26 protein-coding genes are annotated in these 22,425 nt (G+C 69.9%); 14 read left to right on the top strand and 12 right to left on the bottom strand.

Annotated features, from left to right (window positions below; all coding sequences use genetic code 11):
- Positions 1–73: 73 nt before the first annotated feature.
- Together rplT and rpmI are read right to left on the bottom strand one after the other, a co-directional pair.
- The gene (rplT, locus tag Q0C38_RS14770) at positions 74–436 is read right to left on the bottom strand and encodes a 50S ribosomal protein L20 (RefSeq protein ID WP_291297870.1); all 363 of its coding nucleotides are present in this window, start codon (positions 434–436) and stop codon (positions 74–76) included.
- Between the two features lie 28 nt (positions 437–464).
- Positions 465–665, bottom strand: a complete 201-nt coding sequence (rpmI, locus tag Q0C38_RS14775) for a 50S ribosomal protein L35 (RefSeq protein WP_291297871.1) — start codon at positions 663–665, stop codon at positions 465–467.
- A 190-nt stretch (positions 666–855) separates the two neighbouring features.
- On the opposite strand from rpmI, the gene dapF reads away from it, so the two are divergent.
- From dapF to Q0C38_RS14795, 4 genes are all read left to right on the top strand, one after another.
- Positions 856–1,698 carry a diaminopimelate epimerase gene (dapF, locus tag Q0C38_RS14780; RefSeq protein WP_291297872.1) on the top strand — a complete coding sequence of 281 codons (843 nt, stop codon included), beginning with the start codon at positions 856–858 and terminating at the stop codon, positions 1,696–1,698.
- On the top strand, positions 1,695–2,939 hold the full coding sequence (mtaB, locus tag Q0C38_RS14785) for a tRNA (N(6)-L-threonylcarbamoyladenosine(37)-C(2))-methylthiotransferase MtaB (protein WP_291297873.1): 1,245 nt from the start codon (positions 1,695–1,697) through the stop codon (positions 2,937–2,939). Before dapF ends, mtaB begins: the two co-directional genes overlap by 4 nt.
- Positions 2,939–3,946 carry a signal recognition particle-docking protein FtsY gene (gene ftsY, locus Q0C38_RS14790; RefSeq protein ID WP_291297874.1) on the top strand — a complete coding sequence of 336 codons (1,008 nt, stop codon included), beginning with the start codon at positions 2,939–2,941 and terminating at the stop codon, positions 3,944–3,946. The genes mtaB and ftsY overlap by 1 nt, the downstream gene beginning before the upstream one ends.
- Before the next feature lie 69 nt (positions 3,947–4,015).
- Positions 4,016–4,843, top strand: coding sequence for a creatininase family protein (locus Q0C38_RS14795; protein ID WP_291297875.1), 828 nt, complete (start codon positions 4,016–4,018; stop codon positions 4,841–4,843).
- Positions 4,844–4,989: 146 nt separating this feature from the next.
- Here the strand turns inward: Q0C38_RS14795 and Q0C38_RS14800 are convergent, their stop codons facing one another.
- The 9 genes from Q0C38_RS14800 to Q0C38_RS14840 form a co-directional block, all read right to left on the bottom strand.
- Positions 4,990–5,313: a hypothetical protein gene (locus Q0C38_RS14800; RefSeq protein WP_291297876.1), complete on the bottom strand. Its 324-nt coding sequence runs from the start codon at positions 5,311–5,313 to the stop codon at positions 4,990–4,992.
- A gap of 81 nt (positions 5,314–5,394) precedes the next feature.
- The gene (locus Q0C38_RS14805; protein ID WP_291297877.1) at positions 5,395–5,610 is read right to left on the bottom strand and encodes a hypothetical protein; all 216 of its coding nucleotides are present in this window, start codon (positions 5,608–5,610) and stop codon (positions 5,395–5,397) included.
- A gap of 207 nt (positions 5,611–5,817) precedes the next feature.
- Positions 5,818–6,216, bottom strand: a complete 399-nt coding sequence (locus Q0C38_RS14810) for a nuclear transport factor 2 family protein (protein ID WP_291297878.1) — start codon at positions 6,214–6,216, stop codon at positions 5,818–5,820.
- A gap of 84 nt (positions 6,217–6,300) precedes the next feature.
- Positions 6,301–7,494 carry a phosphoglycerate kinase gene (locus Q0C38_RS14815; RefSeq protein ID WP_291297879.1) on the bottom strand — a complete coding sequence of 398 codons (1,194 nt, stop codon included), beginning with the start codon at positions 7,492–7,494 and terminating at the stop codon, positions 6,301–6,303.
- A 3-nt stretch (positions 7,495–7,497) separates the two neighbouring features.
- A complete protein-coding gene (gene gap / locus Q0C38_RS14820; protein WP_291297880.1) occupies positions 7,498–8,511 on the bottom strand; it encodes a type I glyceraldehyde-3-phosphate dehydrogenase in 1,014 nt (337 codons plus the stop codon).
- Between the two features lie 22 nt (positions 8,512–8,533).
- Positions 8,534–10,525 (bottom strand): transketolase, encoded by a 1,992-nt coding sequence (gene tkt, locus Q0C38_RS14825; RefSeq protein WP_291297922.1) that lies wholly within the window; start codon positions 10,523–10,525, stop codon positions 8,534–8,536.
- A 194-nt stretch (positions 10,526–10,719) separates the two neighbouring features.
- Positions 10,720–11,745 carry an esterase gene (locus Q0C38_RS14830; RefSeq protein WP_291297881.1) on the bottom strand — a complete coding sequence of 342 codons (1,026 nt, stop codon included), beginning with the start codon at positions 11,743–11,745 and terminating at the stop codon, positions 10,720–10,722.
- Between the two features lie 37 nt (positions 11,746–11,782).
- Complete coding sequence (locus Q0C38_RS14835; RefSeq protein ID WP_291297882.1) at positions 11,783–12,091, bottom strand: putative quinol monooxygenase; 309 nt, start codon at positions 12,089–12,091, stop codon at positions 11,783–11,785.
- On the bottom strand, positions 12,091–13,344 hold the full coding sequence (locus Q0C38_RS14840; protein ID WP_291297883.1) for a Zn-dependent hydrolase: 1,254 nt from the start codon (positions 13,342–13,344) through the stop codon (positions 12,091–12,093). Before Q0C38_RS14840 ends, Q0C38_RS14835 begins: the two co-directional genes overlap by 1 nt.
- Before the next feature lie 247 nt (positions 13,345–13,591).
- On the opposite strand from Q0C38_RS14840, the gene Q0C38_RS14845 reads away from it, so the two are divergent.
- The 6 genes from Q0C38_RS14845 (at position 13,592) to moaD (ending at position 18,716) form a co-directional block, all read left to right on the top strand.
- Entirely contained in the window at positions 13,592–14,383 is a 792-nt protein-coding gene (locus Q0C38_RS14845) for an SDR family oxidoreductase (RefSeq protein ID WP_291297884.1), read from the top strand.
- Between the two features lie 9 nt (positions 14,384–14,392).
- The gene (locus Q0C38_RS14850; protein ID WP_291297885.1) at positions 14,393–14,818 is read left to right on the top strand and encodes a dihydroneopterin aldolase; all 426 of its coding nucleotides are present in this window, start codon (positions 14,393–14,395) and stop codon (positions 14,816–14,818) included.
- Positions 14,819–15,095: 277 nt separating this feature from the next.
- On the top strand, positions 15,096–17,048 hold the full coding sequence (uvrC, locus tag Q0C38_RS14855; RefSeq protein WP_291297886.1) for an excinuclease ABC subunit UvrC: 1,953 nt from the start codon (positions 15,096–15,098) through the stop codon (positions 17,046–17,048).
- Between the two features lie 69 nt (positions 17,049–17,117).
- Positions 17,118–17,732: a CDP-diacylglycerol--glycerol-3-phosphate 3-phosphatidyltransferase gene (gene pgsA, locus Q0C38_RS14860; protein ID WP_291297887.1), complete on the top strand. Its 615-nt coding sequence runs from the start codon at positions 17,118–17,120 to the stop codon at positions 17,730–17,732.
- A 98-nt stretch (positions 17,733–17,830) separates the two neighbouring features.
- On the top strand, positions 17,831–18,451 hold the full coding sequence (locus tag Q0C38_RS14865; protein ID WP_291297888.1) for a hypothetical protein: 621 nt from the start codon (positions 17,831–17,833) through the stop codon (positions 18,449–18,451).
- Between the two features lie 13 nt (positions 18,452–18,464).
- On the top strand, positions 18,465–18,716 hold the full coding sequence (gene moaD / locus Q0C38_RS14870; protein ID WP_291297889.1) for a molybdopterin converting factor subunit 1: 252 nt from the start codon (positions 18,465–18,467) through the stop codon (positions 18,714–18,716).
- 22 nt (positions 18,717–18,738) lie between these two features.
- Here moaD and Q0C38_RS14875 read toward each other — a convergent pair whose 3' ends face one another.
- Complete coding sequence (locus Q0C38_RS14875; RefSeq protein WP_291297890.1) at positions 18,739–19,533, bottom strand: hypothetical protein; 795 nt, start codon at positions 19,531–19,533, stop codon at positions 18,739–18,741.
- Between the two features lie 220 nt (positions 19,534–19,753).
- On the opposite strand from Q0C38_RS14875, the gene rpmH reads away from it, so the two are divergent.
- From rpmH to yidC, 4 genes are read left to right on the top strand one after another with little or no spacing between them, the layout of a single operon-like run.
- Complete coding sequence (rpmH, locus tag Q0C38_RS14880) at positions 19,754–19,894, top strand: 50S ribosomal protein L34 (protein WP_291297891.1); 141 nt, start codon at positions 19,754–19,756, stop codon at positions 19,892–19,894.
- Positions 19,895–19,926: 32 nt separating this feature from the next.
- Positions 19,927–20,301, top strand: coding sequence for a ribonuclease P protein component (gene rnpA / locus Q0C38_RS14885; RefSeq protein WP_291297892.1), 375 nt, complete (start codon positions 19,927–19,929; stop codon positions 20,299–20,301).
- A 29-nt stretch (positions 20,302–20,330) separates the two neighbouring features.
- A complete protein-coding gene (gene yidD, locus Q0C38_RS14890; protein WP_291297893.1) occupies positions 20,331–20,585 on the top strand; it encodes a membrane protein insertion efficiency factor YidD in 255 nt (84 codons plus the stop codon).
- Positions 20,585–22,366, top strand: a complete 1,782-nt coding sequence (gene yidC, locus Q0C38_RS14895) for a membrane protein insertase YidC (protein WP_291297894.1) — start codon at positions 20,585–20,587, stop codon at positions 22,364–22,366. The genes yidD and yidC overlap by 1 nt, the downstream gene beginning before the upstream one ends.
- The last annotated feature ends 59 nt before the right edge of the window (positions 22,367–22,425 follow it).

Below are 22,425 nucleotides of genomic sequence, written 5' to 3' on the forward strand. Positions count from 1 at the left end.
TCCAGATACGAAAAGGGCCGCCGGTGGCCGGCAGCCCTCATCGTCACGTCCTATCCCGCCGGCGGGGCCGGCCTCAGGCGGTGGCGCGGGCGGCCTTGGCCTTCTCGACGATCGCGCCGAACGACGCCGCATCGTGATAGGCGATGTCGGCGAGCGCCTTGCGGTCGAGGTCGAGGCCGGCCGCCTTCACGCCATGGATGAACTGGGCATAGGTCATGCCGTTCTCGCGCACCGCTGCGTTGATGCGCTGGATCCAGAGGGCGCGGAACTCGCGCTTCTTCACCTTGCGGTCGCGGTAGGCGTACTGAAGGCTCTTCTCGACCTTCTGCTTCGCCATCCGGATCGTCGTGCCGGCGCGGCCGCGGAATCCCTTCGCGGCCTCGAGAACCTTGCGATGCTTTGCGCGGGCTGTAACGCCCCGCTTCACGCGTGCCATGTGTCAGCGTCCTTTCGTTGCGAGGGTATCAGAGCCCGTAGGGCGCCCACTGCTTGACGGTGATCCCGTCCTGGTGGCGCAGGGTCTGGTTCCCGCGGTTCGAGCGCTTCGCCTTCTGCGACCGGCGGCGCAGCATGTGCCGCTTGAATCCCGGGCCGGCGATGACCTTCCCGGTGCCGCTGAGCTTGAAGCGCTTCTTGACGCTGCTCTTCGTCTTGCGCTTGGGCATTTTGTCGTCCTTTCATCAAGCGTGCCGCGTGTGAACACGGCTATAGGCGGCCGGGCATGCCCTTCAGGCCCGGCGCGCACAGAAGGCGCGGCGTATAGCGGAACCGCCCCGGCCGTGCAACCCGGACCAGTGCGGAACACCCCCGGTCGCACATGGACGGAACCGGCCCCGCACCCCTATATCCCCATCCATGATCGCCTTCCGCAAGATGCATGGGCTGGGCAACGACTTCGTCGTGCTGGACCGGCGCGCCGCCGCTCCTGTGCTGACCCCCGACACGGCCCGGTTCCTGGCCGACCGGCGCCGGGGCATCGGCTGCGACCAGGTGATCCTGATCGAGCCTGCGCGCGAGCCCGGCACGGCGGCGTGGATGGGCATCCGCAACCCAGACGGCTCGGAAGCCGAGGCCTGCGGCAACGCCACGCGCTGCATCGCAGCCCTGCTGATGGACGAGGCGGGCACCGACAGGGTGGCGATCGGCTCGCTCGGCGGCGTGCTGCGGGCGGAGCGCCGAGCCGGCGGCCTGGTGGCCGTCGACATGGGTGCCCCGCGGCTTGGCTGGGCCGAGATTCCGCTCGCCCACGAGATGGACACGCTGCACCTGCCGCTCACCCGCGCCGGCCTCGCCGACCCGGCCGGCTGCTCGATGGGCAACCCCCACGCCACCTTCTTCGTGAGCGACGTCTCGGCGCTCGACATCGCCGCGATCGGCCCCTCGCTCGAACACGACCCGCTGTTCCCCGCCCGCGCCAATATCGGCTTCGCCGAGGTGCTGGGGCGTGACCGGATCCTGCTGAGGATGTGGGAGCGTGGGGCTGGCATCACGCTCGCCTGCGGCACGGGGGCCTGCGCGGCGCTCGTCAACGCCCATCGGCGTGGCCTCACCGGGCGGTCGGCCACCATCACGCTCGATGGCGGGGAACTCGCCATCACCTGGGGCGAGGATGACCGCGTGATCATGACCGGCCCGGTCTCCGACGTGTTCTCTGGCAGCGTCGCCCTGCCCGCACCGCAGCAGGTCCGCGCGGCATGAGCGTTCGGGTGCTCAATTTCGGCTGCCGGCTGAACACCTGGGAAGGCGAGGTGATGCGCGGGCATGCCGCCGCCGCGGGGCTCGCCGACACCATCATCGTCAACACCTGCGCCGTGACGGCGGAAGCCGAGCGCCAGGCGCGCCAAGCGGTGCGGAAGGCGCGCCGCGAAAACCCGTCGGCGCGCATCGTCGTCACCGGCTGCGCGGCACAGATCAGGCCCGACGCCTGGGGCGCGATGGCGGAGGTCGACCGCGTCGTCGGCAACCAGGAGAAGCTCGAGGCTGCCACCTGGGCAGAGGCGGCACCCGCGCGCGTGGCGGTGTCCGACATCATGGCGGCGAAGGAAGCAGCGGCCCATCTGGTGACCGAGTTCGCCGGCCGCGCCCGCGCCTTCGTGCAGGTGCAGCAGGGGTGCGATCATCGCTGCACCTTCTGCATCATCCCCTATGGCCGCGGAAACAGCCGCTCCGTTCCCATCGGCGCGGTGGTCGACCAGGCCCGCGCGCTGACCGAGGCCGGCTATGCCGAGCTCGTGCTGACAGGGGTCGACATCACCTCCTACGGGCCTGACCTGCCGGGCGCGCCGAGGCTCGGGCAGATGATCCGCCGCCTGCTCGCCCTCGTGCCTGGCATCCGCCGACTTCGCCTGTCCTCGCTCGACCCCGTCGAGATCGACGATGATCTCTGGCGGCTGATCGCCGAGGAGCCACGGCTGATGCCGCACCTGCACCTCTCCGTGCAGGCGGGCGATGACATGATCCTCAAGCGCATGAAGCGGCGGCACCTTCGCGCCGACGTCCTGGCCGTGACCGAGCGCGCGCGGCGCCTCCGCCCTGGCATCGCCTTCGGCGCCGACCTGATCGCCGGCTTCCCGACCGAGACGGAGGCGATGGCCGCGAACACACGCGCGCTGGTGGCCGACGCGGGGCTCGATTTCCTGCACGTGTTCCCGTTCAGCGCGCGCGGGGGCACCCCCGCCGCGCGCATGCCGCAGCTCGACGGACGGCTGGTGGCCGAACGTGCGGCGATGCTGCGAGAGGCTGGCCGCGCGGCGGCCGAGCGCTTCTACCAGGGCCGCATCGGGGCGGAGGCTGAGATGCTGGTCGAGCGTGCGGGTGAGGGCCACACCGAGCATTTCGCGCCCGCTCGGCTCGTTGCCGGAAGTCTCGCACCAGGGCAGATCGGCCGCGTGCGCATCACCGCGGCGAACGCCGACGGCCTCATCGCGGCGGCAGCCTGATGGCACTCCGCGACCTCTTCCGCCGCGGTGGCAACGAGGCGGCGCCGCCCCCAGCACCGGAGCCGGAGGCGCCGAAGGCCGGCTTCCTCACGCGGCTTCGCCAGGGCCTGTCGCGCTCGACCGCGCGCATCACCGAGGGTATCGGTGCGCTGTTCACCAAGCGCACGCTCGATGACGCCGCCCTCGACGACCTGCAGGACCTGCTGATCCAGGCCGACCTCGGCGTCGCTGCCTCGGGGCGGATCATCGCCGCGTTCCGCCGCACCCGCTTCGGCCGCGAGGTGACCGACCAGGAGGTGCGCGAGGCGCTGGCGGACGAGATCGCCGAGATCCTCGCACCCGTCGCGCTGCCGCTTGTGCCCGATGCCACGCTCGCGCCGCATGTGATTCTCGTCGTCGGCGTGAACGGCACGGGGAAGACGACGACGATCGCCAAGCTCGCGGCACTGTGGAAGGAGCAGGGCTTGTCGCCGATGCTGGTGGCCGGCGACACGTTCCGCGCGGCGGCGGTGTCACAGCTGCGCGTCTGGGGTGAGCGTACGGGCTGCCCGGTGATCTCCGGTGCCGATGGCGCCGATGCGGCGGGGCTGGCGTTCGATGCGCTGAAGGCCGCCCGCGAGGCGAAGGCCGACGTGCTGCTGGTCGACACCGCCGGCCGGCTGCACAACAAGGCCGACCTGATGGCGGAACTCGCCAAGGTCGTGCGCGTGATCCGCAAGCTCGAGCCGGCGGCCCCGCACAGCGTGCTTCTCGTTCTCGACGCGACGACGGGGCAGAACGCGATCCAGCAGGTGCGCGTGTTCGGCGAGATGGTCGCCGTCACCGGCCTCGTCGTCACCAAGCTCGACGGCAGCGCCAAGGGCGGCGTGGTCGTCGCACTCGCGCACGAGTTCGGGCTTCCGGTGCATGCGGTTGGCGTCGGCGAACAGGCGGGCGACCTCAGGCCGTTCGAGGCGAGGGCCTTCGCGCGTTCCCTCGTCGGGCTTGATGAGGCTCAAGGCGCTTAAGGGAGGCTGGACCTAACCTCCGCCGCGGCGTCCTATGCCGATGCCGAAACGGACCCGGAGGAGAGCACCATGGCCACCGTCGAATGGGCGCGGATGAGCGCGCCCGACATCAAGGAGAAGGCCGAACAGGGCGCGCTGGTCGTGCTGCCGGTCGCGAGCCTCGAACAGCATGGCCCGCATCTGCCGACGATGGTCGATACCCGCCTGGCGACGGAGGTGTCGATCCGCGCGGCGACCATCCTCAGCAGCACCGAGCCGGTGCTGGTGCTCCCCTGCCAGTGGATGGGCATGTCGGAGCATCACTTCCCCTTCGGCGGCACGATCAGCCTCGACTACGCGACGTTCCACGCCGTGCTGCGCTGCATCTGCCGCAGCCTGAAGGCGGACGGGTTCAAGCGCCTGTTCATCGTCAACGGCCATGGCGGCAACACCGAGCCGCTGGCCGTGAGCACGCGCGAACTCGCGCATGAGTTCGGCATGGCGGTGGTGGGCGGCACCTACTGGCTGATCGGGGCAGAGGCGATCGGGCCGGTGCTGACGACGCAGAAGAACGTCCAGCATGCCTGCGAGGCGGAGACGAGCATGATGATGGCGGCCGAGCCCTCGCTCGTTCACCGCGGCCAGCTCGAGGCCGCCGCGCGCGGGGTGATGACGCCGAACGAGGTGGCCGGCCAGGCGAGCACGGACGGGGCCGGCATCCAGCGCTTCCGCAGCTTCGCCGAGCGCGCGCCGGGAACAGGCGTTAAGGGCGATCCGCGCGCCGCCACGCCGGAGAAGGGGACGGCGCTGCTCGACGGCGTCGCAGCTGCCCTTGCCGCCGCCATGGCCAACCCCGCGATCTGGACCGCGCCCGATGCGGTGTGGGAGGCGGGCCGCGCGTTCGGCGGTACCGGCTGAAGGACCATCCGCGAATTCTACTGTCGTGCTCGTCGGGCTTTGTCCTGCGCTTCCGGTGCTCACGGCCTGAAGGCCGCTGCGCGCCGGTTCTCGGACACTGCGCCATCCGACTCACCGCAGCGAATTCTCGAACGGTCTTTCGGCTATCAGAACGGGAAGGTCAGCGTCGCGCCGAGCCTGTCGGCGGGGAGGGGGTCTTCGAGGCGCTCTCCCGTCTGCAACCTCGTGCCGAGGTCGTCGCGCAGAAGCCGGTGCGGGTCATGCGCGTCGAGCCGTTCGAGCATGGAGGGCGCGATCGTCGTTGTGCCGAACAGCGATCGGCGCGTCGTCTCCACCACGCCTGGCGGCGGCATGGGCAGCGGTGGCGCGAGGTCGAGATCGGATCGCGGCTGCGGCGCAGGAGTGCGGAAGGCCGGGTCGATCATCATGCCGCCGCCCGTTGGCTGCGCGGAGGCAGCGGATGCGATCAAGAGAAACGGGAGGAGGGCGGCGCGCAGCATGGCGAGAGCATGCCCGCACGACGACGTCGTCCACAAGCGCAGGCGGGCAGATCAGACCGTGAGGTTCAGCAGGCTTCCGCGGGGAAGCGGGCCCGAGGGCGGGCTCGGCGGCAGGGCCTGCATGGCCGGCTTCTGAGGGCCCGCGGGCGCGCCGCCGCTGGCTGCCGCGAGCGTCGTGCTCGGCGGGGAGATGGGGCGGCTTTCGCGCGCCTGCATCGCCGCGGTGGCGCCTTGCGAGAAGGCTGCGAGGGATGAGAGCGAGATCATGCGAAGCGTTGTAGGGCGCATAAGTTAATAATGCGTAAACGCCTCATCTTTTGCAATCCACGCGTGTGCATGTCGCGCGCGAACGCTCGCCGGTACTCGCCTTCGTCTAGCCAGTGACCAGCTCTTTCGGATCGGGGTCCAGCCCTTGCTAGGCGAGTGACATCGTCTGCCGGCGGATCGCTCCGCCAGAAGACAGCGGCGATCAGGTCACTCGCCGCCCGCGACCTGCCGGGCATAGTCCTGCGCGTCATACCATCCGTGCGACACCGCCACCTTGAGGTCCTGGTCGAGGTCCCACTCCTCCCAGCCAGTGACCCGCAGCGGGTTTCCCGTGCCGGCATGCTTGCCCGTGAAGGTCCAGATATAGGCGACGTGGTTGCCGGCGATCCGGACCTCATCGCAGAACACCGTCATGTCCCGAACATCGGCGTAGAAGCCCGCCGCCATCTCGGCGACCCGCGCACGCCCCTCCCAGGGCTCGCCGCTGTTGATCACGATCCGCCCGTCGCTTGCGTAGAACGCGGCGACAGCCTGCGGCGAACCGGAGTTCCAGGCATCCGTGTACGCCTGCGCGAGGTCACGAATCTTGCTGTGATTGACCAACATGCGTTTGCCCCCGTGCTGGATTGGTTCGCGAAAGCAACGCTACCCCGTGCCGAGATCCCACCACAACGCGGTTGGGACCGACATCTAGCGAACGCCGAGCGCGGCAACACCCGGCAGCGTCTTGCCTTCGAGCCATTCGAGGAACGCCCCGCCGGCCGTCGACACGTAGCTGAACTGCTCCGCCACGCCCGCATGACGCAATGCGGCCACCGTGTCGCCGCCACCCGCGACCGAAAGCAGCTTGCCGGCCTCGGTCAACGCCGCCGCACCCTTGGCCGCGCGCACGGTCGCCGCATCGAACGGCTCGGTCTCGAAGGCGCCGAGCGGGCCGTTCCACACCAGCGTCCTGGCCGCGGCGAGGCGCGTCAGGAGATCGGCCACCGACATCGGCCCGACATCGAGCACCATCGCGTCTGCCGGGATGGCATCGACCGGCACGATCTCCGACGGCGCATGGGCGCGGAACTCGCACGCGACCACCACGTCGGTCGGCAGCAACAGCGTGCAGCCAGCGGCCTCGGCCTTCGCCGCGATCTCGCGCGCTGTGTCGTGCAGGTCGGCTTCCTGGAGGCTCTTGCCTACCGCTACGCCGCGCGCGGCGAGGAAGGTGTTGGCCATCGCCCCGCCAATCACCAGCAGGTCGACGCGCCCGACCAGGTTGCCGAGGAGGTCGAGCTTGGTCGACACCTTCGCCCCACCGACGATTGCTGCCACCGGCCGCTTGGGATCGCTGAGCGCGGCACCCAGCGCCTCGAGCTCACGCTGCATCAGCCGCCCGGCATAGGCGGGCAGGAGATGTGCCAGCGCCTCCGTGCTCGCATGCGCGCGGTGGGCGGCCGAGAAGGCATCGTTGACGAACACGTCGCCAAGCGCCGCCATGGCCTTGGCGAGGCCAGCGTCGTTCTTCTCCTCGCCCGCGTGGTAGCGCGTGTTCTCGAGCACCAGCACGTCGCCCGGCGCCATCGCGGCGACGGCGCTCTCAGCCGCATCGCCGACGCAATCGTCAGCGAAACGAACCTCCATGCCGAGAACCTGGCCGAGTGCGACCGCGACGGGGCGGAGCGACATCTCGGGCACGCGCTTGCCCTTCGGGCGGTCGAAATGGCTGAGCACGATCACCTTCGCGCCGGCGCGCGAGAGCTCGAGGATCGTCGGTGTCAGCCGTTCCAGGCGGGTGAGGTCACCCACCTGGCCGTCATGCATCGGCACGTTCAGGTCGGCGCGGACCAGCACGCGCTTGCCCTGCGCCTGAAGGTCATCGAGCGTGCGGAACCCCATGGCTCAGAGCGACCCGAACAGGGCCGCCGTGTCGCTCATCCGGTTCGAGAAGCCCCACTCGTTGTCGTACCAGCCCATCACGCGCACGAGGGTTCCCTCGATCACCGCCGTCTGGCCGGAATCGAAGGTGCAGGAGGCAGGGTTGTGGTTGAAGTCGATCGAGACGAGCGGGGCGGCGTTGATTGCGAGGATGCCCTTGAGCGGGCCTTCGGATGCTGCCTTCATCGCTGCGTTCACCTCGTCCTTCGTCACGCTCTTCCTGAGGTTGGCGTCGAGCGAGACGAGCGAGACGTTCGGCGTCGGCACGCGGATGGCGGTGCCGTCCAGCTTGCCCTTCAGTTCCGGCATCACGAGGCCGACGGCCTTGGCAGCGCCAGTCGAGGTCGGGATCATGCTGACGGCGGCGGCACGTGCGCGGTGCAGGTCCTTGTGCAGTGTGTCGACGGTGTTCTGGTCTCCGGTGTAGGCGTGGATCGTCACCATGTAGCCGCGCTCGACGCCGAACGCGTCGTGCAGCACCTTCACCATCGGCGCCAGGCAGTTGGTGGTGCAGGAGGCGTTGGAGACGACGGTCATCTCCTTCGTCAGCGTCTGGTGGTTCACGCCGTAGACGATCGTCGCATCCGCGTTCTCGCCGGGGGCCGAGATCAGCACCTTGCGCGCGCCGGCGGTGAGCAGCAGCGAGGCCTTCTCCTTCGACGTGAAGATGCCCGTGCACTCCATCGCGACATCGATGCCCGCAAGCGGCAGTTTTGCGGGGTCACGCTCCGCCGTCACCTTGATCGGGCCCCAGGTGCGGCCGCCATGGGTGATCGTCATGCTGTCGGCCGAGGTGGTCACCTCGCCCGGGAAGCGGCCATGCACGCTGTCGTAGCGGAAGAGATGCGCGTTCGCCTCGACCGAGCCGAGGTCGTTGATCAGCACAGGCTCCACGTCCGTCCGCCCGCTTTCGACGAGCGCGCGCAGAACGAGGCGGCCGATGCGGCCGAAGCCGTTGATCGCAACCTTCACAGCCATGTCGAACTCCTCCTGGGTTGGGTCAGTCGAGGCGCCGCGTGACGGCGGCAGCCACCGCCTCCGCCGTGATGCCGAAGTGCCGGTAAAGCTTCTCGTAAGGGCCGGATGCGCCGAAGCCCGTCATGCCGATGAAAAGGCCGGACAGGCCGAGCACGCGGTCCCACCCGAAGCCGATCGCCGCCTCGATGCCGACGCGCAGGCCCCCGCCGAGGGTGACGGCCTGCGTCGTCTCGTCCTGCTGCATGAAGAGTTCGAAGCAGGGCATGGAGACCACCGCCGTGGGCACGCCCTCGGCCTCGAGCAGCTCGCGCGCCGCGACCGCAAGCGAGACCTCTGAGCCGGAGGCGATCAGCGTCGCCTGCCGCTGGGCGGAGGCCTCGACCAGCACGTAGCCGCCGCGGGCGGTCATGTTCTCCGGCGTGTGCGTGGTGCGCAGCGTCGGCAGCGCCTGGCGGGTGAGTGCCAGAGCGGAAGGCCCGTCGGTGCGCGACAGGGCAAGCGCCCAGGCCTCCGCCGTTTCCACCGCATCGGCCGGGCGGAACACGTGCAGGTTCGGGATGGCGCGGAGTGCGGCGAGATGCTCGACGGGCTGGTGCGTTGGCCCATCCTCGCCGAGCCCGATGCTGTCATGCGTGAACACGTACACCGCCCGCTGGCGCATCAGCGCGGCGAGGCGGATGGCCGGGCGCATGTAGTCGGAGAAGACGAGGAAGGTGCCGCCGAACGGGATCAGCCCGCCATGCAGGGCCATGCCGTTCATGGCAGCACCCATCGCATGCTCGCGCACGCCGAAATGGATGTGCCGCCCGCCCCAGTTGTCGGGCGAGAGCGTTCCCATCGCCTTCACGTGGGTGAGGTTCGAGCCGGTGAGGTCGGCCGACCCGCCGACGAGCTCCGGGATCGCGGGGATGAGCGCCTCGAGCGCCTTCTGGCTCGATTGCCGGGTGGCGAGCTTGGGCTTCTCGGTCGAGAGCGCCTGTTTCCAGGCATCGAGGCCGGCGCGCCAGTCATCCGGCAGGCGGCCTGACGTGACACGCTCGAACTCGGCCCGCTGCGGGCTCTTCTGGATGCGCCGGAGCCAGGCCATCCGCTCGCGCGCACCACGGCGGCCGGCTTCCTGCCAGCCCGCCGCGATGTCGGCCGGGATGGTGAAGGGAGGCTCGGTCCAGCCGAGTGCTGCCTTGGCGGCGGCGGCCTCGTCAGGCCCGAGCGGGGCGCCGTGCGAGCCCGCGGTGCCGGCCTTGGTCGGCGCGCCGAAGCCGATGATGGTGCGGCAGGCGATCAGCGTCGGCTTGCCCGACCGCATGGCGTAGCCGAGTGCGCCGGCGATCTCGGCATGGTCATGCCCGTCGATCCGCTTGGTGGCCCAGCCATAGGCCGCGAAGCGCTTCAGCACGTCATCGGAGCAGGAGAGGTCGGTCGCGCCGTCGATCGAGATGGAATTGTCGTCGAACAGCACGGTGAGCTTGGAGAGCTTCAGGTGCCCGGCGAGCGAGGCTGCCTCGTGGCTGATGCCCTCCATCAGGTCGCCGTCGGAGGCGATCACCCAGGTGCGATGATCGACCAGCGAGCGGCCGAAGCGGGCGGCGAGCATGCGCTCGGCCATCGCCATGCCGACGGCAGTCGCCAGACCTTGGCCGAGTGGGCCGGTGGTGGTCTCGATGCCGGGGTGCTCGCCGAACTCCGGGTGGCCGGCGGTGCGGCTGCCGAGCTGGCGGAAATTGCGGAGCTCATCCATCTCCATCCCGGCATGGCCGGTGAGGTGGAGAAGGCCGTAGAGCAGCATCGAGCCATGGCCGGCCGAGAGCACGAAACGGTCACGGTCAGGCCAGCGGGGGTCGGCGGCGTCGAACTTGAGCACCTTCGTCCAGAGCGTTGCGGCGACATCCGCCATCCCCATGGGCATGCCGGGATGGCCGGACTTGGCGGCCTCGACCGCATCGATGGCGAGCGCGCGCAGCGCATCGGCCATCCGCCGCTCCGGCCCCGCCGTGCGTTCCAGCAGCTCGGCCATTGCCTGGGCTGCAATCAGGGGTGCGCTCGTGTCGGTCGTTGCCAAGGACAGGGCTCTCCGCGGTCAGCCGTGGCGGGAGGTGCCCGCCGAGGTGGCTATGGAACGGGGTGGCTATAGAAAGGGGCAGGGGCGGCGGCAACCCCCTTCGCCGCCGCCCTGGCTGGTGAAACCCGAATGTGGGCGCCTGGTTCGCGCTATCGCATGAGTCCCCGCTCGGCGATCCAGGCCTGGATCAGCCCGGCGATCTGGTCGCTGTTGTCGTCCATCATCAGCATGTGGGAGTTGCCGGTGATGCCGCGCGCGGGGAGCGAGAGCTCATCCGCCCGCCCGCCCTTCTCGCGGATGGCAGCACCCCAGCGGTCGATCGCCGGCTTGATGCGTGTCCAGAGCGCGTTTTCGCCCAGGTAGTCGCCCCAGACGATGAGATGGGGAATGTCCTTCACCTTCGCGGCATCGTCGTTCGCCGGGTTCGGCGCGCCGGAGGGTTCGACGGCGATGATGCCCTTGATCTTGTCGGGCGCGTTCAGCGCGGCGCGGAAGGCGAAGTTGCCGCCCTGGCTGTGCACGACGATCACGCAGGGGCAGACGCGCTGGACATAGGCATCGTAGGCCGCCTGGATCATCGGGTCGGTCGTCACCCAGCGGGGGACGGATTGCTTGGTGAACTGGTCCCACGCAGCGACGGGGAAGCGCGTGCCCTGGTAGGTGCGGCGGCCGGCCGCCTCGCGGGCCCAGCCATCGGCCGGGCCGACGCGGAAGAGGTGCCAGCCCTCGCCCATGGTGCGGAACACCGGCTCGCCACCCAGGATCTCGGGAAAGCGCGCCCAGCCTGCACGTCCACGCTCGACTGCATCGGAGGTGTAGACATCGTGGCCAGCGCGGAGGAACGCCATCTGCCAGCCCGGGCGGCCATCGGGGGTCGTCTCCCACGTCACGCCGGTGAGGCCGCCGCCATGCATCAGCAGCAGCGGATAGCGGGCGCGGGGGTCAGCCAGGCGCACGTACTGCACGTACATCTGGCCTGCCTGGAAATCGCCGTTCGGGTCGTAGCGGAAGGGCGGGGAGCCCGGGCTGAAGGTGATCTCCTTCGTCGCGAGCCCAGAGACGGTCGCGACCTGGCCGCCGACATGGAAGCTGCCGATCTCGCGGACGGCGATGTCCTGGGCCGATGCGGTGCCGGCCAGCAGCAGCAGCGCCGCTGCGAGTGACGTTGTCTTCATCGTTTCCTCTCCGATTTATTCTTGCTGGGAGTCGACTCTAGAGCGGCTTCAGCACCTCGATCACCGCGCCCTTCACGAAGGGCTTCACCGCCGCGCGATACGCGGTCATGTGCGGAGCCGTGCTGTGCGCCTTCAGCGCCGCGGCATCGCGCCAACGCTCGACGATGATCACCGTGTCCTCGCCCGCCAGGGTCTGCGCGCCGAGAACGCCAGGCTCGTCGCCCGTCGCGTCATAGGCGATGCAGCCATCCTCGGCGTGAACGTCGGGCTGCACCGTGCGGAACGCGGCGAGCCACTGCTCCCGTGTGCCGGGGTTCAGGCTGATGCGGGCAAGGACGTGGATCATCAAAGGCTCCTGTTGGCACGGGCGAGGATGGCATCGCAGAGGACCTGCGCGCCGGCGGCGGCGTGGTCGGGGAGGATGCTCTCCTCCTCGTTGTGGCTGAGCCCGTCCTTGCAGGGGACGAAGATCATCGCGGTGGGCACGCTGCGCGCGACGTAGACGGCATCGTGCCCGGCACCGGAGACGATCTCGCGCGCGCTCATGCCATGCCGCCGCGCCGCCTCGGCGACGAGCGCGACGCAGGACGCATCGAAGGGCTGGGCCGTGATGCGGAACAGCTCGGTGAGCGCGAGGGAGAGGCGGTTCTCGTCGGCGATCGCCTGTGCTGCCTTCGGGAACGCCTCGGCGAGGCCAAGCAGCGTCGCATCATCGGGGTGGCGGAACTCGACGGAGAAGCGCACCTCGCCGGGCACGACGTTGCGGCTGTTCGGCAGCACCTGGAGCTGCCCCACCGTGCCGCGGCCGCTCTCGCCCTTCTCACGCATCATGCGGTCGACCAGGTCGATGATCCGCGCCGCACCGACCAGCGCATCGCGGCGCGCCGAAGGGGGCGTTGTGCCGGCGTGGCTGTCGCGCCCCGTCAGCACCGCGTCGTACCACACCTGAGCCTGCGCGCCGGTGACGATGCCGATGGTCCGGTCCTCTGCCTCCAGGATCGGACCCTGCTCGATATGCAGCTCGAAATAGGCATCGGCCGGGAAGGGTTCCGCCTTCTGCGTGCCGCGATAGCCGATCGCGTCGAGCGCGCTTTCGACCGTCACGCCCTCGGTGTCGGCGAGCGCATAGGCCTTGGGCAGGGAATAGACGCCAGCCCACACGCCGGAGCCCATCAGCGAGTGGCCGAAGCGCGAGCCTTCCTCGTCGGTCCAGTTGCAGAGGATGAGCGGCGCATCGGTCTCGATGCCGGCCTCGTTCAGCGTGCGCACCACCTCGAGCCCGGCAATGACGCCGAGGGCGCCGTCGAACTTGCCGCCAGAGGGCTGGCTGTCGAGATGGCTGCCGAACAGGACGGGCAGGCGCCCGGGATCACGCCCCTTGCGGGTGGCGAACATGTTGCCGATCGCATCGACCGTGACGGTGAGGCCCTCGCGCTCGCAGAGGGAGCGGAATCGGTCGCGCCCCCGCTTGTCGACATCGGTCAGCGTCAGCCGCTTCACGCCCCCTTTCGGCGTGGCCCCGATCGCGGCCATGTCCATCAGCGCATCCCACAGCCGCCGCGGATCGATCCGCGCGTTGTCGGCGCGTGGCACACCCATGCCATCCTCCCTCACCCGTTGTGCGGCCATTGTGCAGCGGTGGGGCTGAGCCGCAAGGCCCGCCCCCTCACCCTGTCCCTCTCCCGCAAGCGGGAGAGGGGACGCTGCGGCGACACCAACGACAGAAGCCCTCTCCCCCCGCTGGGGGGAGAGGGTTGGGTGAGGGGGGCGCGTGGTGCTGTGCCGCACTGTCCTCCTGTCCCGCCCCCGCACTCGACAGGCGGGCGCCGCGCCCTACCTTGCGGCGATGCAGAGCACCATCCCCCCCACCATCCCCACCACGATTCCCCGGGCCGCCCTCGTCACCGGCGGGGCGCGCCGCCTCGGCCGTGCCATCGCGCTCGCGTTCGCCGAGGCCGGGTTCGACCTGGCGATCCACTATTCCGCCAGCGCGGCAGAGGCCGAGGGGACCGCAGCCGACATCCGCTCCCTCGGCCGCCGTGCCGTCACGCTCCGCGCCGACCTCGCGCGCGAGGTGGAGGTGGCCGCGCTCATCCCCGCCGCGGCCGAGGCGCTGGGCCCGCTTGGCGTCCTGGTCAATAACGCCTCGACCTTCGAGCGCGACGAGATCGGCGACGCGACGCGCGCGAGTTGGGACCAGCACATGGAGCCCAACCTGCGCGCGCCGTTCGTGCTGACGCAGGGCTTCGCCGCTGCTCTGCCGGCGGGGAGGGAGGGCGTGGTGATCAACCTGCTCGACCAGCGCGTCTGGTCGCTCACCCCGCATTTCGTCAGCTACACGGTGAGCAAGGCGGCCCTGTGGGCGCTGACGCAGAGCCTCGCCCTCGCGCTCGCCCCGCGCATCCGCGTGAACGGCATCGGGCCGGGGCCGGCGATGCCGAGCCCGCGGCAGAGCCAGGCGCAGTTCGACCGGCAATGCGCCTCCGTCCCGCTCGGCCGTGGCACGAGCGCGGGGGAGGTGGCGCGCGCCGCTCTCGCAATCCTGTCCCTGCCGGCCATGACGGGGCAGATGATCGCGCTTGACGGCGGGCAGCATCTGCAATGGTCTGCCGCCCACTCCGGAGAGCCAGAGGAATAGGCGGGACGCATGGACCCCATGGCCGACAGGCGGATCGCGCAGGCAGCGCTCGCGCTCCGCCACGTGTTCATCCGTGACCTCGTGCTCGAGGCCGCCATCGGGGTGCATGCCCACGAACGGGGCGGTACGCAGCGCATCCGCCTCAACATCGACCTTGGGGTGGAGGACGACGGCGCGCGCGCTCTGTCGCGGGCAGGGGTGGGGCGGGACGAGCTCTCCCGGGTGGTCGACTACGGGGCGGTGGTGGAGGCGGCGCGGGCGGTCGTGGCGTCGGGCCATGTCGCGCTGGTGGAGACGCTGGCGGAAAGGATCGCCGAGGCCTGCCTGCTCGATCCGCGCGTCAGGATCGTTCGCGTAAGGGTTGAGAAGCTTGACGTGATCCCCGACGCAGCCTCGGTTGGCGTCGAGATCGAGCGTCGCAACGCCGAACGCTGACGGCGAAACTTGTCCACCGGCCGCGTGTGAGGCCCAAGCGACGTTCGCGTGACAATGCTGCCACGACGCGAACAGCGGGGCGTGCGACGGATTACAGCTTGACTCAAGTTTTTCAATGCCTTGCCAGTTGCTGCCCAAAGCTTGGGCATTTCGTTAAACTTGAGCGGAAAGGCCCGACTCGCATTGTCGCGAGAACGTTCCTCACAGACTTATCCACACGAGCGGTGGATGGTGTGATCCGTGGAAGTTGCGCGCATAGGATGGAAGCATAACGCGCATGACGCGAACTCCTGACACGAATTCGCCAGAAGAGGGCGGAGGCGCAGAGGCACCCAAGCTGCGCGGCAGCGCCGTGATCAGCGCTGCACTTGCCACGCTGCCGCCCGGGCCCGGCGTCTACCGGATGCTCGATAGGGCCGGCCGTGCCCTCTATGTCGGCAAGGCCCGCAGCCTCAGGAAGCGGGTCGCAGCCTATACGCGCCCCGCACGCCTGCCCGAACGCCTCAGGCGCATGGTGAACGAGACGATCACGCTCGAGATCGTCACCACCCATACGGAAGCCGAGGCGCTGCTGCTCGAGGCCAACCTCATCAAGAAGCTCGAGCCGAAGTTCAACATCGTCCTCCGCGACGACAAGTCCTACCCCTGGCTCGCGCTGAACCCGGGCCTCGGCTATCCGCGCATTGCCAAGCACCGTGGCTCGCCGAAGCCCGGGGCCGAGTATTTCGGCCCCTACGCCTCGGCGTGGGCCGTGAACCAGGCGATGACGGCCTTGCAGCGGGCCTTCCTGCTGCGGTCCTGCACCGATGCCATGTTCGAGAGCCGAACGCGCCCCTGCCTGCTGTTCCAGATCAAGCGCTGTGCGGCGCCCTGCGTCGGCCGCATCGGGGAGGAGGACTATGCCCGCCTCGTCACCCAGGCGCGGCGCTTCCTCGAGGGCGGGTCGGGCGATGTACAGAAGGAGCTCGCCACCGAGATGGAGGCAGCCGCCGCCGCGCTCGCGTTCGAGCATGCCGCGCGGCTGCGCGACCGCATCCGCGGCCTCACCCACGTGCAGGGCAATGACAGCGCACACGCGCACGACGTCGCGGAAGCCGACGTGATCGCGGCACACCAGGCCTCGGGGCTCACCTGCATCCAGGTGTTCTTCATCCGCGGCGGGCGGAACAACGGCAACCGCGCCTTCTTTCCCGTCCATGGCGAGGGCGAGAGCGCGGGTGCGGTGCTCGGCGCCTTCATCGGCCAGTTCTATGACGACAAGCCCCCGCCGCGGCTGCTGCTGCTCAGCCACGAGGTGCCGGGCGCACGGCTCGTCGCCGACGCGCTGTCGCTGAAGGCCGGCGGTGCGGTGACGATCGCGGTGCCGAAGCGCGGCGGCAAGCACGACATGGTCGTGCATGCCGAGACCAATGCGCGCGAGGCGATCGAGCGAAGGCTGGCCGAGCGCGCGGGGCAGGGCGCGCTGCTCGATGGGGTCGCGCGCGCCTTCGGCCTCGCCAGCCCGCCCGCCCGCATCGAGGTTTACGACAACAGCCACACGCGCGGGCGCGAGCCCTATGGCGTGATGATCGTCGCCGGGCCGACCGGGTTCATGAAGCAGGCCTATCGCAAGTTCATCATCAAGGGCGAGAAGGCCGAGGTCACGCCGGGCGATGACATCGGCATGATGCGCGAGGTGCTCGGCCGCCGCTTCGGACGCCTGCTGCGCGAGAGCGAGGAGGAGGCCGACGGCGCCAGGGGCGAATCATGGCCCGACCTCGTGCTGATCGATGGCGGGGCGACGCAGCTTGCCGCCGCCGCCGAGACGCTGGCCGAACTCGGCGTCGAGGATGTTCCCCTCGTCGCAATTGCCAAGGGGCCCGACCGCAACGCGGGTCGTGAGCGGTTCTTCATCCCCGGCCGGGAGCCGTTCGACCTGCCGCCGCGCGACCCGGTGCTCTACTACCTGCAGCGGCTGCGCGACGAAGCGCACAGGTTCGCGATCTCGGCCCACCGCGCGGCGCGGCAGAAGACGCTGTCCCGCTCCGGCCTCGATGGCGTGGACGGCATCGGGCCGGCACGCAAACGTGCGCTTCTCAACCATTTCGGCTCGGCCCGCGGCGTGGCGCAGGCAGGGCTTCCCGCGCTCGAGGCCTGCCCCGGGATCGACCGTGCCATGGCGCACCGCATCTATGAGCATTTCCATCCCGGCAGCCTGCCAGCTAGAGTGCCCCGCACGACGGAGGGGTGATCCCATCCGCCGCAAGCCCGCGCTGCCGGAGCGTGGGTAGAAGCCAGGACGCCCCAGGACCGCATCGCCGTGGCGACCGACCTCCCCAACCTGCTCACGCTCTCGCGCATCGCGGCGATCCCCGTGCTCGCCGCGCTGATGCTTGCGCGCGTGCCGGGCGCCGATCTCGCCGCCTGCCTGCTGTTCACCGCCGCCGCCGTGACCGACTGGCTCGACGGCAAGCTCGCGCGTGCCCGCAACGCCACCTCCGATCTCGGCCGGATGCTCGACCCGATCGCCGACAAGCTGCTCGTCGGCGCCACGCTGATGCTGCTCGCCGGCCTCTCCCGCCTCTCCGATGTCGGGCTGCTTGCGGCGATCGTGATCATGCTGCGCGAGATCATGGTGTCGGGCCTGCGCGAGTATCTCGCCGGGCTTTCGGCGGGCTTGCCCGTCACGGCGCTCGCGAAGTGGAAGACCGGCGTGCAGATGACCGCCCTCGGCATGCTGGTGGCCGGTGACACATCGGCCGCGCTGCTCGGCATCGGGGTCCTGCCCGTGTCGCTCATCGGCGAGGCGCTGCTGATGCTCGCCGCGGCGCTGACCCTCATCACCGGCTGGGACTATCTCGCCACCGGCCTGCGCCATGTGAAGCGCGATGCTGCCCCGGGGCGGGAGAGGGCGCGCGAGGGCGCGGCCGAGTAACGGCACGGATGTCGCAAGCACGGATGTCGCAAGCCTGCGCTTGCGGGTTCAGGCGGCGAAGGCTTAGGTAGAGGACGAAACGCATGGAGATGCAGAGGATGCAGCGTCCGTCCCATCGGCGCACCGAGGGTGCGAGGCTCGCGCGGATTGCCGGCACGCTCTCGCTCGCGGTGCTGCTCGCCGGCTGCAGCTCGGTTGTCGGCACGGGGTTCTCGGGGTCGGGCAACGGCTTCGGCGGCTTCGGCGGCGCCCGCCAGCCCGCGACGGAGGCTGACGGCTACACGATGCGCCGGCTGACCGGCCGCGACGATGCGGTCGAGCCGTTGCAGCCCGACACCACCATCTCCTGGCCGAAGCAGGACGAGGAACGGCCAAGCGTATTCGAGACCGAGGATGAGCGTCGTGCCCGCGAGGGCCAGCCACGCCAGGGCCAGAGCAGGCGTGGCTCGTCCTCCGAAAGCCCCGACATCGCGATCCCGCGCGAGGATGTGACCCAGCCGCGGCGCACTGAGCCGCGTGCCCTGGCATCGCCCCCGCCGCCCGACAATCGCGGCCAGGGCATCCCCGGCGCGCCGGCCGGCACCGTCACCACAGGCGGGGCCGGCAGCACGGGCACCTTCGGCGGTCCTGCCGGCAGTGGCACGGTGCTGCGCGATGGTGGCACGACCACGCTGATGGGCGCCGACGGCACGATCCGCACGGTGCCGACGCCGCGCTGAGGCCAAGCGATCGATGCAGGTTCTCTACTTCGCCTGGTTGCGCCAGGCCGTGGGCGTGGGCGAGGAAAGCATCGCCCCGCCCGAGGATGTGCGCACGGTTGGCGCCCTCGTCACCTGGCTTGCCGGGAGAAGCGAGGGGCATGCCAAGGCCTTCGCCACCCTTGCCTCCGTGCGATGCGCCGTGAACCAGGATTTCGCCACGCCCGACACGCCGATCGCGCCCGACGACGAGGTTGCGTTCTTTCCCCCCGTCACGGGCGGCTGAGTCACCGGCTGCTGACGCCGCCTCAGCTACCGTTGGGATCGCGGACGGGCAGCGGCGTCACCTCACGCGTCCCGAAGGGACCGACGACGAGGCCCGGAAAACCGGGGGCCGCCCCCACCTGGCGCTGCCGCACCGGCCCGCCGGCGCCGGGGCCGAAGGTGAAGCGGACGCCGACGACGGCCAGAAGAAATCCATCCGGCCCGCCGGCGCCATCGGCGGTGAAGGACGAGCCCGGCGGCATGAAGGCAGGCGCCCATTCGACATTGCCGAAGCCGACGCTGTTGCCAGCCTGGCTTGCCCCGCCGAGGTTCAGCCCGAGCGCGTCGAGCGGGTACCACCCGCCGGAGGCAAGCCCGAAGAACCCGCCCTCCAGGGTGCGGTTGCCCTCTCGGTCACCTGGCACGTAGCCGGCCTGGCTACGCAGCGTGAACGGGCCGAGATAGAGCTCTCCCTGCACGATGTAGCGGCGCTGCCAGAGCCCGTCGCTGCGGGCCGTCTCGGCGATCACGCCGAGCAGGCCGAGGGCAGGGTCCTGCCACCAGAATTGCAGCTTGCCGCCGTTGGAATCCGCGCTTCCGAGGGCCGATGTCTGCGCCTCGGCCTTGGCCGTGAAGCCTGCGCCGAGGGGAAGCGTGACGGCGCCGTCGAACAGGCCCGCCCCGGTCTGGCCGCCGCTGTTGCTGTCGGCGAGGCCGCCGCGGGGCCAGAGTTCACCGGTCCAGCCGGCCGGGGGTGACTGCGCGGCGGCCGTGCCGAGGGGAAGGGTCGACCCGACCAAAACGCTTGCGCCGGCAATCAGCAGCAGCGTGGGACGCATGCAACCTCTCCCGCCCAAGTCCTGGAACGCCACCGTCTACCCGTTTCCCTGGCGCATCAAGTTCTGGCTCATCAAGACACGGTGCGGAGGGACCCATGCTGCGGGCGATGGTTGACGCCTTCTGCCCCCCGCCGCTATACGCGCGCTCTCGGATTGCACGCCCGGCTCGCGCGCGCCCTCGTGGCCGCCCGCTCGCCATGGGCAGGAAGGAGTGAAGGTCTTGGCCACGAAGCGCACGTATCAGCCGAGCAAGTTGGTCCGCAAGCGCCGCCACGGGTTCCGTGCGCGGATGGCGACCGTCGGCGGCCGGAAGGTGATCGCGTCGCGCCGGGCGCAGGGGCGCAAGCGCCTCTCCGCCTGAGCGGCCGGCGACCTTCCCCTGGTGTGCCGCCGATGGCGGCGGGGCAGGGGACAAGCCCGGGAACAGAGGCGGCGTCCAGCGCGGAGCGCCTCCGGCGCCGGGGTGAATTCCTTCACGTTGCAGCAAAAGGGCGGAAATCGGCGATGCCGGGTGTCGTCGTCCAGGCGCTTGCCGTGCCGGAGCAGCGTACCCTCCGCATCGGTTTCACCTGCTCACGCAAGGTGGGCAATGCGGTGGCACGCAACCGCGCGCGGCGGCGGCTGAAGGAAGCCGCGCGCCTCTCGCTCCCCGCCACCCTCGGCGGGTGGGATCTTGTGCTGATCGGCCGCCCGGCCACGGTCGGACGCCCCTTCGCGGCGCTGCGCGCCGATCTTGCCGCGGCCCTCGGCCGCCTCGGCGTGATGTGACCGGCATGGCGGCGCCTCCTGTCTCTCCCATGGCCTGGCTTCTCCGCGGCGGCGTCACGGCCTATCAGTGGACGATCAGGCCGGTGATCGGCGCCAATTGCCGGTTCGAGCCCTCCTGCTCGGCCTACGCCAAGGAGGCGCTCACGCGCCATGGTGCGGCGCGGGGTAGCTTTCTCGCGGCGCGGCGGATCCTGCGCTGCAATCCCTGGAACGAGGGCGGCCACGATCCCGTGCCGCCCTGCGAATGCGCGGCCCAGCCTGGCAGCGCACGGAAGAGTGGGTGATGGTCGACCAGAAGCGCCTCATTCTCGCCATTGCGATCTCGATCGCCATCCTGCTGGGGTTCGAGCTGCTGTGGAACCAGCCGATCCGCGAGGCGGAGCGCGCGCAGCAGGCCGAGATCGCCGCGCTGGAGGCAGCCGAGGCGGAGGCCGCCGCCGCGCGCCAGCGAGCATCCGGCATGAGCGTCGCGGCTCAGGCCCCCGGCCAGGCTGGCGATGGTGCCCGCCTCCAGGGCACGACCACGCCAGACCTGCGCGTGCGCATCGACAGCCCCGGCATGGTCGGCAGCATCAACCTCACCGGCGCGAGGCTCGACTATGTCGAGCTCCGCAACTTCCGCGAGACGGTCGATCCTGAAAGCCCGCGCGTGCGAATCCTGTTCGGCCGCGACACGCCGACGCCGCATTTCGCCCAGTTCGGCTGGCTTGCCGAGCCAGGCGTGCGCGCGCCCGATGTCACGACGCAGTGGCAGACATCCTCGACAGTTCTCGGCACCGGCAGGCCGGTCACGCTGTCGTGGGAGAACGGCGCCGGGCTTCGCTTCGAGATCGTGCTGTCGGTCGACGAGTATTTCCTGTTCACGGTCGAGCAGCGCGTGATCAACAGCAGCGCCGAGCCGGTGACGCTGCGCCCCTGGGGCCGCATCCGGCGCGAGCATACGCCGGTGACGGCCGGCAACTACATCCTGCACGAGGGCCTGGTCGGCGTGTTCGGCGGCCGCCTGACCGAGCAGACCTATTCCAGCGCGCGCGAGGCTGCGGAGAAGGCCAATGGCATCTCGTTCCGCCACGAGGGCCGCGGCGGCTGGGGCGGCTTCACCGACAAGTACTGGCTGACCGCGCTCATCCCCGACCAGACTCGCAGCATCGACTTCGCCTTCCGCGTACTGCCGGAGAATGGCCAGAACCGCTTCCAGATCGACTTCCTCGGCGAGGCGAAGGAGATCCGCACCGGCCTTTCCGACATTTCGCGCAACCACTTCTTCGCCGGCGCCAAGCAGGTCACGCTGCTTGACCGCTACTCCGCCATGCTCGGCGCCGAGGGGCTCGACAAGGCGATCGACTGGGGCTGGTTCTACTTCCTGACGCGGCCGTTCTTCTCGGCGCTGCACTGGCTGCACGAGATCACCGGCAACTACGGCGTCGCGATCCTCATCTTCACGTTCTTCCTGAAGCTGCTGTTCTTCCCGCTCGCCAACAAATCCTACAAGTCGATGGGCAAGATGAAGCTTCTTGCCCCGCAAATGGCCGAGCTGAAGGAGAAGTTCAAGGACGACCCGCAGAAGATGCAGCAGGAAATGATGGCGATGTACAAGCGGGAGAAGGTGAATCCTGTCTCCGGCTGTCTGCCCATCATCATCCAGATCCCGGTCTTCTTCGCGCTCTACAAAGTGCTGTTCGTCACCATCGAGATGCGGCACGCGCCGTTCTTCGGCTGGATCCAGGACCTCTCGGCCCAGGACCCGACGAACATCTTCACCCTGTTCGGCCTGATCCCGTGGGACCCGACGATCCTGCCCGTGGTCGGCCCGTTCCTGCATCTCGGCATCTGGCCGCTGCTGATGGGCGTGACGATGTACTTCCAGCAGAAGCTGAACCCGGCCCCGCCCGACCCCGTGCAGGCGAAGGTGTTCCAGTTCATGCCGATCATCTTCACCTTCATGCTCGGCACCTTCCCCGCCGGCCTCGTGATCTACTGGACGTGGAACAACCTGCTCTCCATCACCCAGCAATGGGTCATGATGAAGCGCGTGGCGGCCCAGCCCGCGGCCGCGAAGACGTGACGGGACCTGACCCCGGGCCTGGTCCCGGGCCCGGCCTCGGGACGGCGGCGGGAGAGGGG

It is taken from the genome of Elioraea sp., from assembly GCF_022842375.1.
Classification (GTDB): domain Bacteria; phylum Pseudomonadota; class Alphaproteobacteria; order Acetobacterales; family Acetobacteraceae; genus Elioraea_A.

What these genes read in the sequence shown, in the direction of transcription:
- Q0C38_RS14845 (WP_291297884.1), top strand. Translation starts at nt 13,592, where the DNA reads ATGCAGAGCACCATCCCCCCCACCATCCCCACCACGATTCCCCGGGCC.
- tkt (WP_291297922.1), bottom strand. Translation starts at nt 10,525, where the DNA reads ATGGCCGAGCTGCTGGAACGCACGGCGGGGCCGGAGCGGCGGATGGCC.
- yidD (WP_291297893.1), top strand. Translation starts at nt 20,331, where the DNA reads ATGGCCTGGCTTCTCCGCGGCGGCGTCACGGCCTATCAGTGGACGATC.
- Q0C38_RS14865 (WP_291297888.1), top strand. Translation starts at nt 17,831, where the DNA reads ATGCAGCGTCCGTCCCATCGGCGCACCGAGGGTGCGAGGCTCGCGCGG.
- rnpA (WP_291297892.1), top strand. Translation starts at nt 19,927, where the DNA reads ATGGCGGCGGGGCAGGGGACAAGCCCGGGAACAGAGGCGGCGTCCAGC.
- Q0C38_RS14830 (WP_291297881.1), bottom strand. Translation starts at nt 11,745, where the DNA reads ATGAAGACAACGTCACTCGCAGCGGCGCTGCTGCTGCTGGCCGGCACC.
- Q0C38_RS14810 (WP_291297878.1), bottom strand. Translation starts at nt 6,216, where the DNA reads ATGTTGGTCAATCACAGCAAGATTCGTGACCTCGCGCAGGCGTACACG.
- moaD (WP_291297889.1), top strand. Translation starts at nt 18,465, where the DNA reads ATGCAGGTTCTCTACTTCGCCTGGTTGCGCCAGGCCGTGGGCGTGGGC.
- Q0C38_RS14840 (WP_291297883.1), bottom strand. Translation starts at nt 13,344, where the DNA reads ATGGGTGTGCCACGCGCCGACAACGCGCGGATCGATCCGCGGCGGCTG.
- Q0C38_RS14875 (WP_291297890.1), bottom strand. Translation starts at nt 19,533, where the DNA reads ATGCGTCCCACGCTGCTGCTGATTGCCGGCGCAAGCGTTTTGGTCGGG.
- rplT (WP_291297870.1), bottom strand. Translation starts at nt 436, where the DNA reads ATGGCACGCGTGAAGCGGGGCGTTACAGCCCGCGCAAAGCATCGCAAG.
- Q0C38_RS14815 (WP_291297879.1), bottom strand. Translation starts at nt 7,494, where the DNA reads ATGGGGTTCCGCACGCTCGATGACCTTCAGGCGCAGGGCAAGCGCGTG.
- ftsY (WP_291297874.1), top strand. Translation starts at nt 2,939, where the DNA reads ATGGCACTCCGCGACCTCTTCCGCCGCGGTGGCAACGAGGCGGCGCCG.
- Q0C38_RS14795 (WP_291297875.1), top strand. Translation starts at nt 4,016, where the DNA reads ATGGCCACCGTCGAATGGGCGCGGATGAGCGCGCCCGACATCAAGGAG.
- uvrC (WP_291297886.1), top strand. Translation starts at nt 15,096, where the DNA reads ATGACGCGAACTCCTGACACGAATTCGCCAGAAGAGGGCGGAGGCGCA.
- dapF (WP_291297872.1), top strand. Translation starts at nt 856, where the DNA reads ATGATCGCCTTCCGCAAGATGCATGGGCTGGGCAACGACTTCGTCGTG.
- Q0C38_RS14805 (WP_291297877.1), bottom strand. Translation starts at nt 5,610, where the DNA reads ATGATCTCGCTCTCATCCCTCGCAGCCTTCTCGCAAGGCGCCACCGCG.
- Q0C38_RS14835 (WP_291297882.1), bottom strand. Translation starts at nt 12,091, where the DNA reads ATGATCCACGTCCTTGCCCGCATCAGCCTGAACCCCGGCACACGGGAG.
- yidC (WP_291297894.1), top strand. Translation starts at nt 20,585, where the DNA reads ATGGTCGACCAGAAGCGCCTCATTCTCGCCATTGCGATCTCGATCGCC.
- gap (WP_291297880.1), bottom strand. Translation starts at nt 8,511, where the DNA reads ATGGCTGTGAAGGTTGCGATCAACGGCTTCGGCCGCATCGGCCGCCTC.
- Q0C38_RS14850 (WP_291297885.1), top strand. Translation starts at nt 14,393, where the DNA reads ATGGACCCCATGGCCGACAGGCGGATCGCGCAGGCAGCGCTCGCGCTC.
- mtaB (WP_291297873.1), top strand. Translation starts at nt 1,695, where the DNA reads ATGAGCGTTCGGGTGCTCAATTTCGGCTGCCGGCTGAACACCTGGGAA.
- rpmI (WP_291297871.1), bottom strand. Translation starts at nt 665, where the DNA reads ATGCCCAAGCGCAAGACGAAGAGCAGCGTCAAGAAGCGCTTCAAGCTC.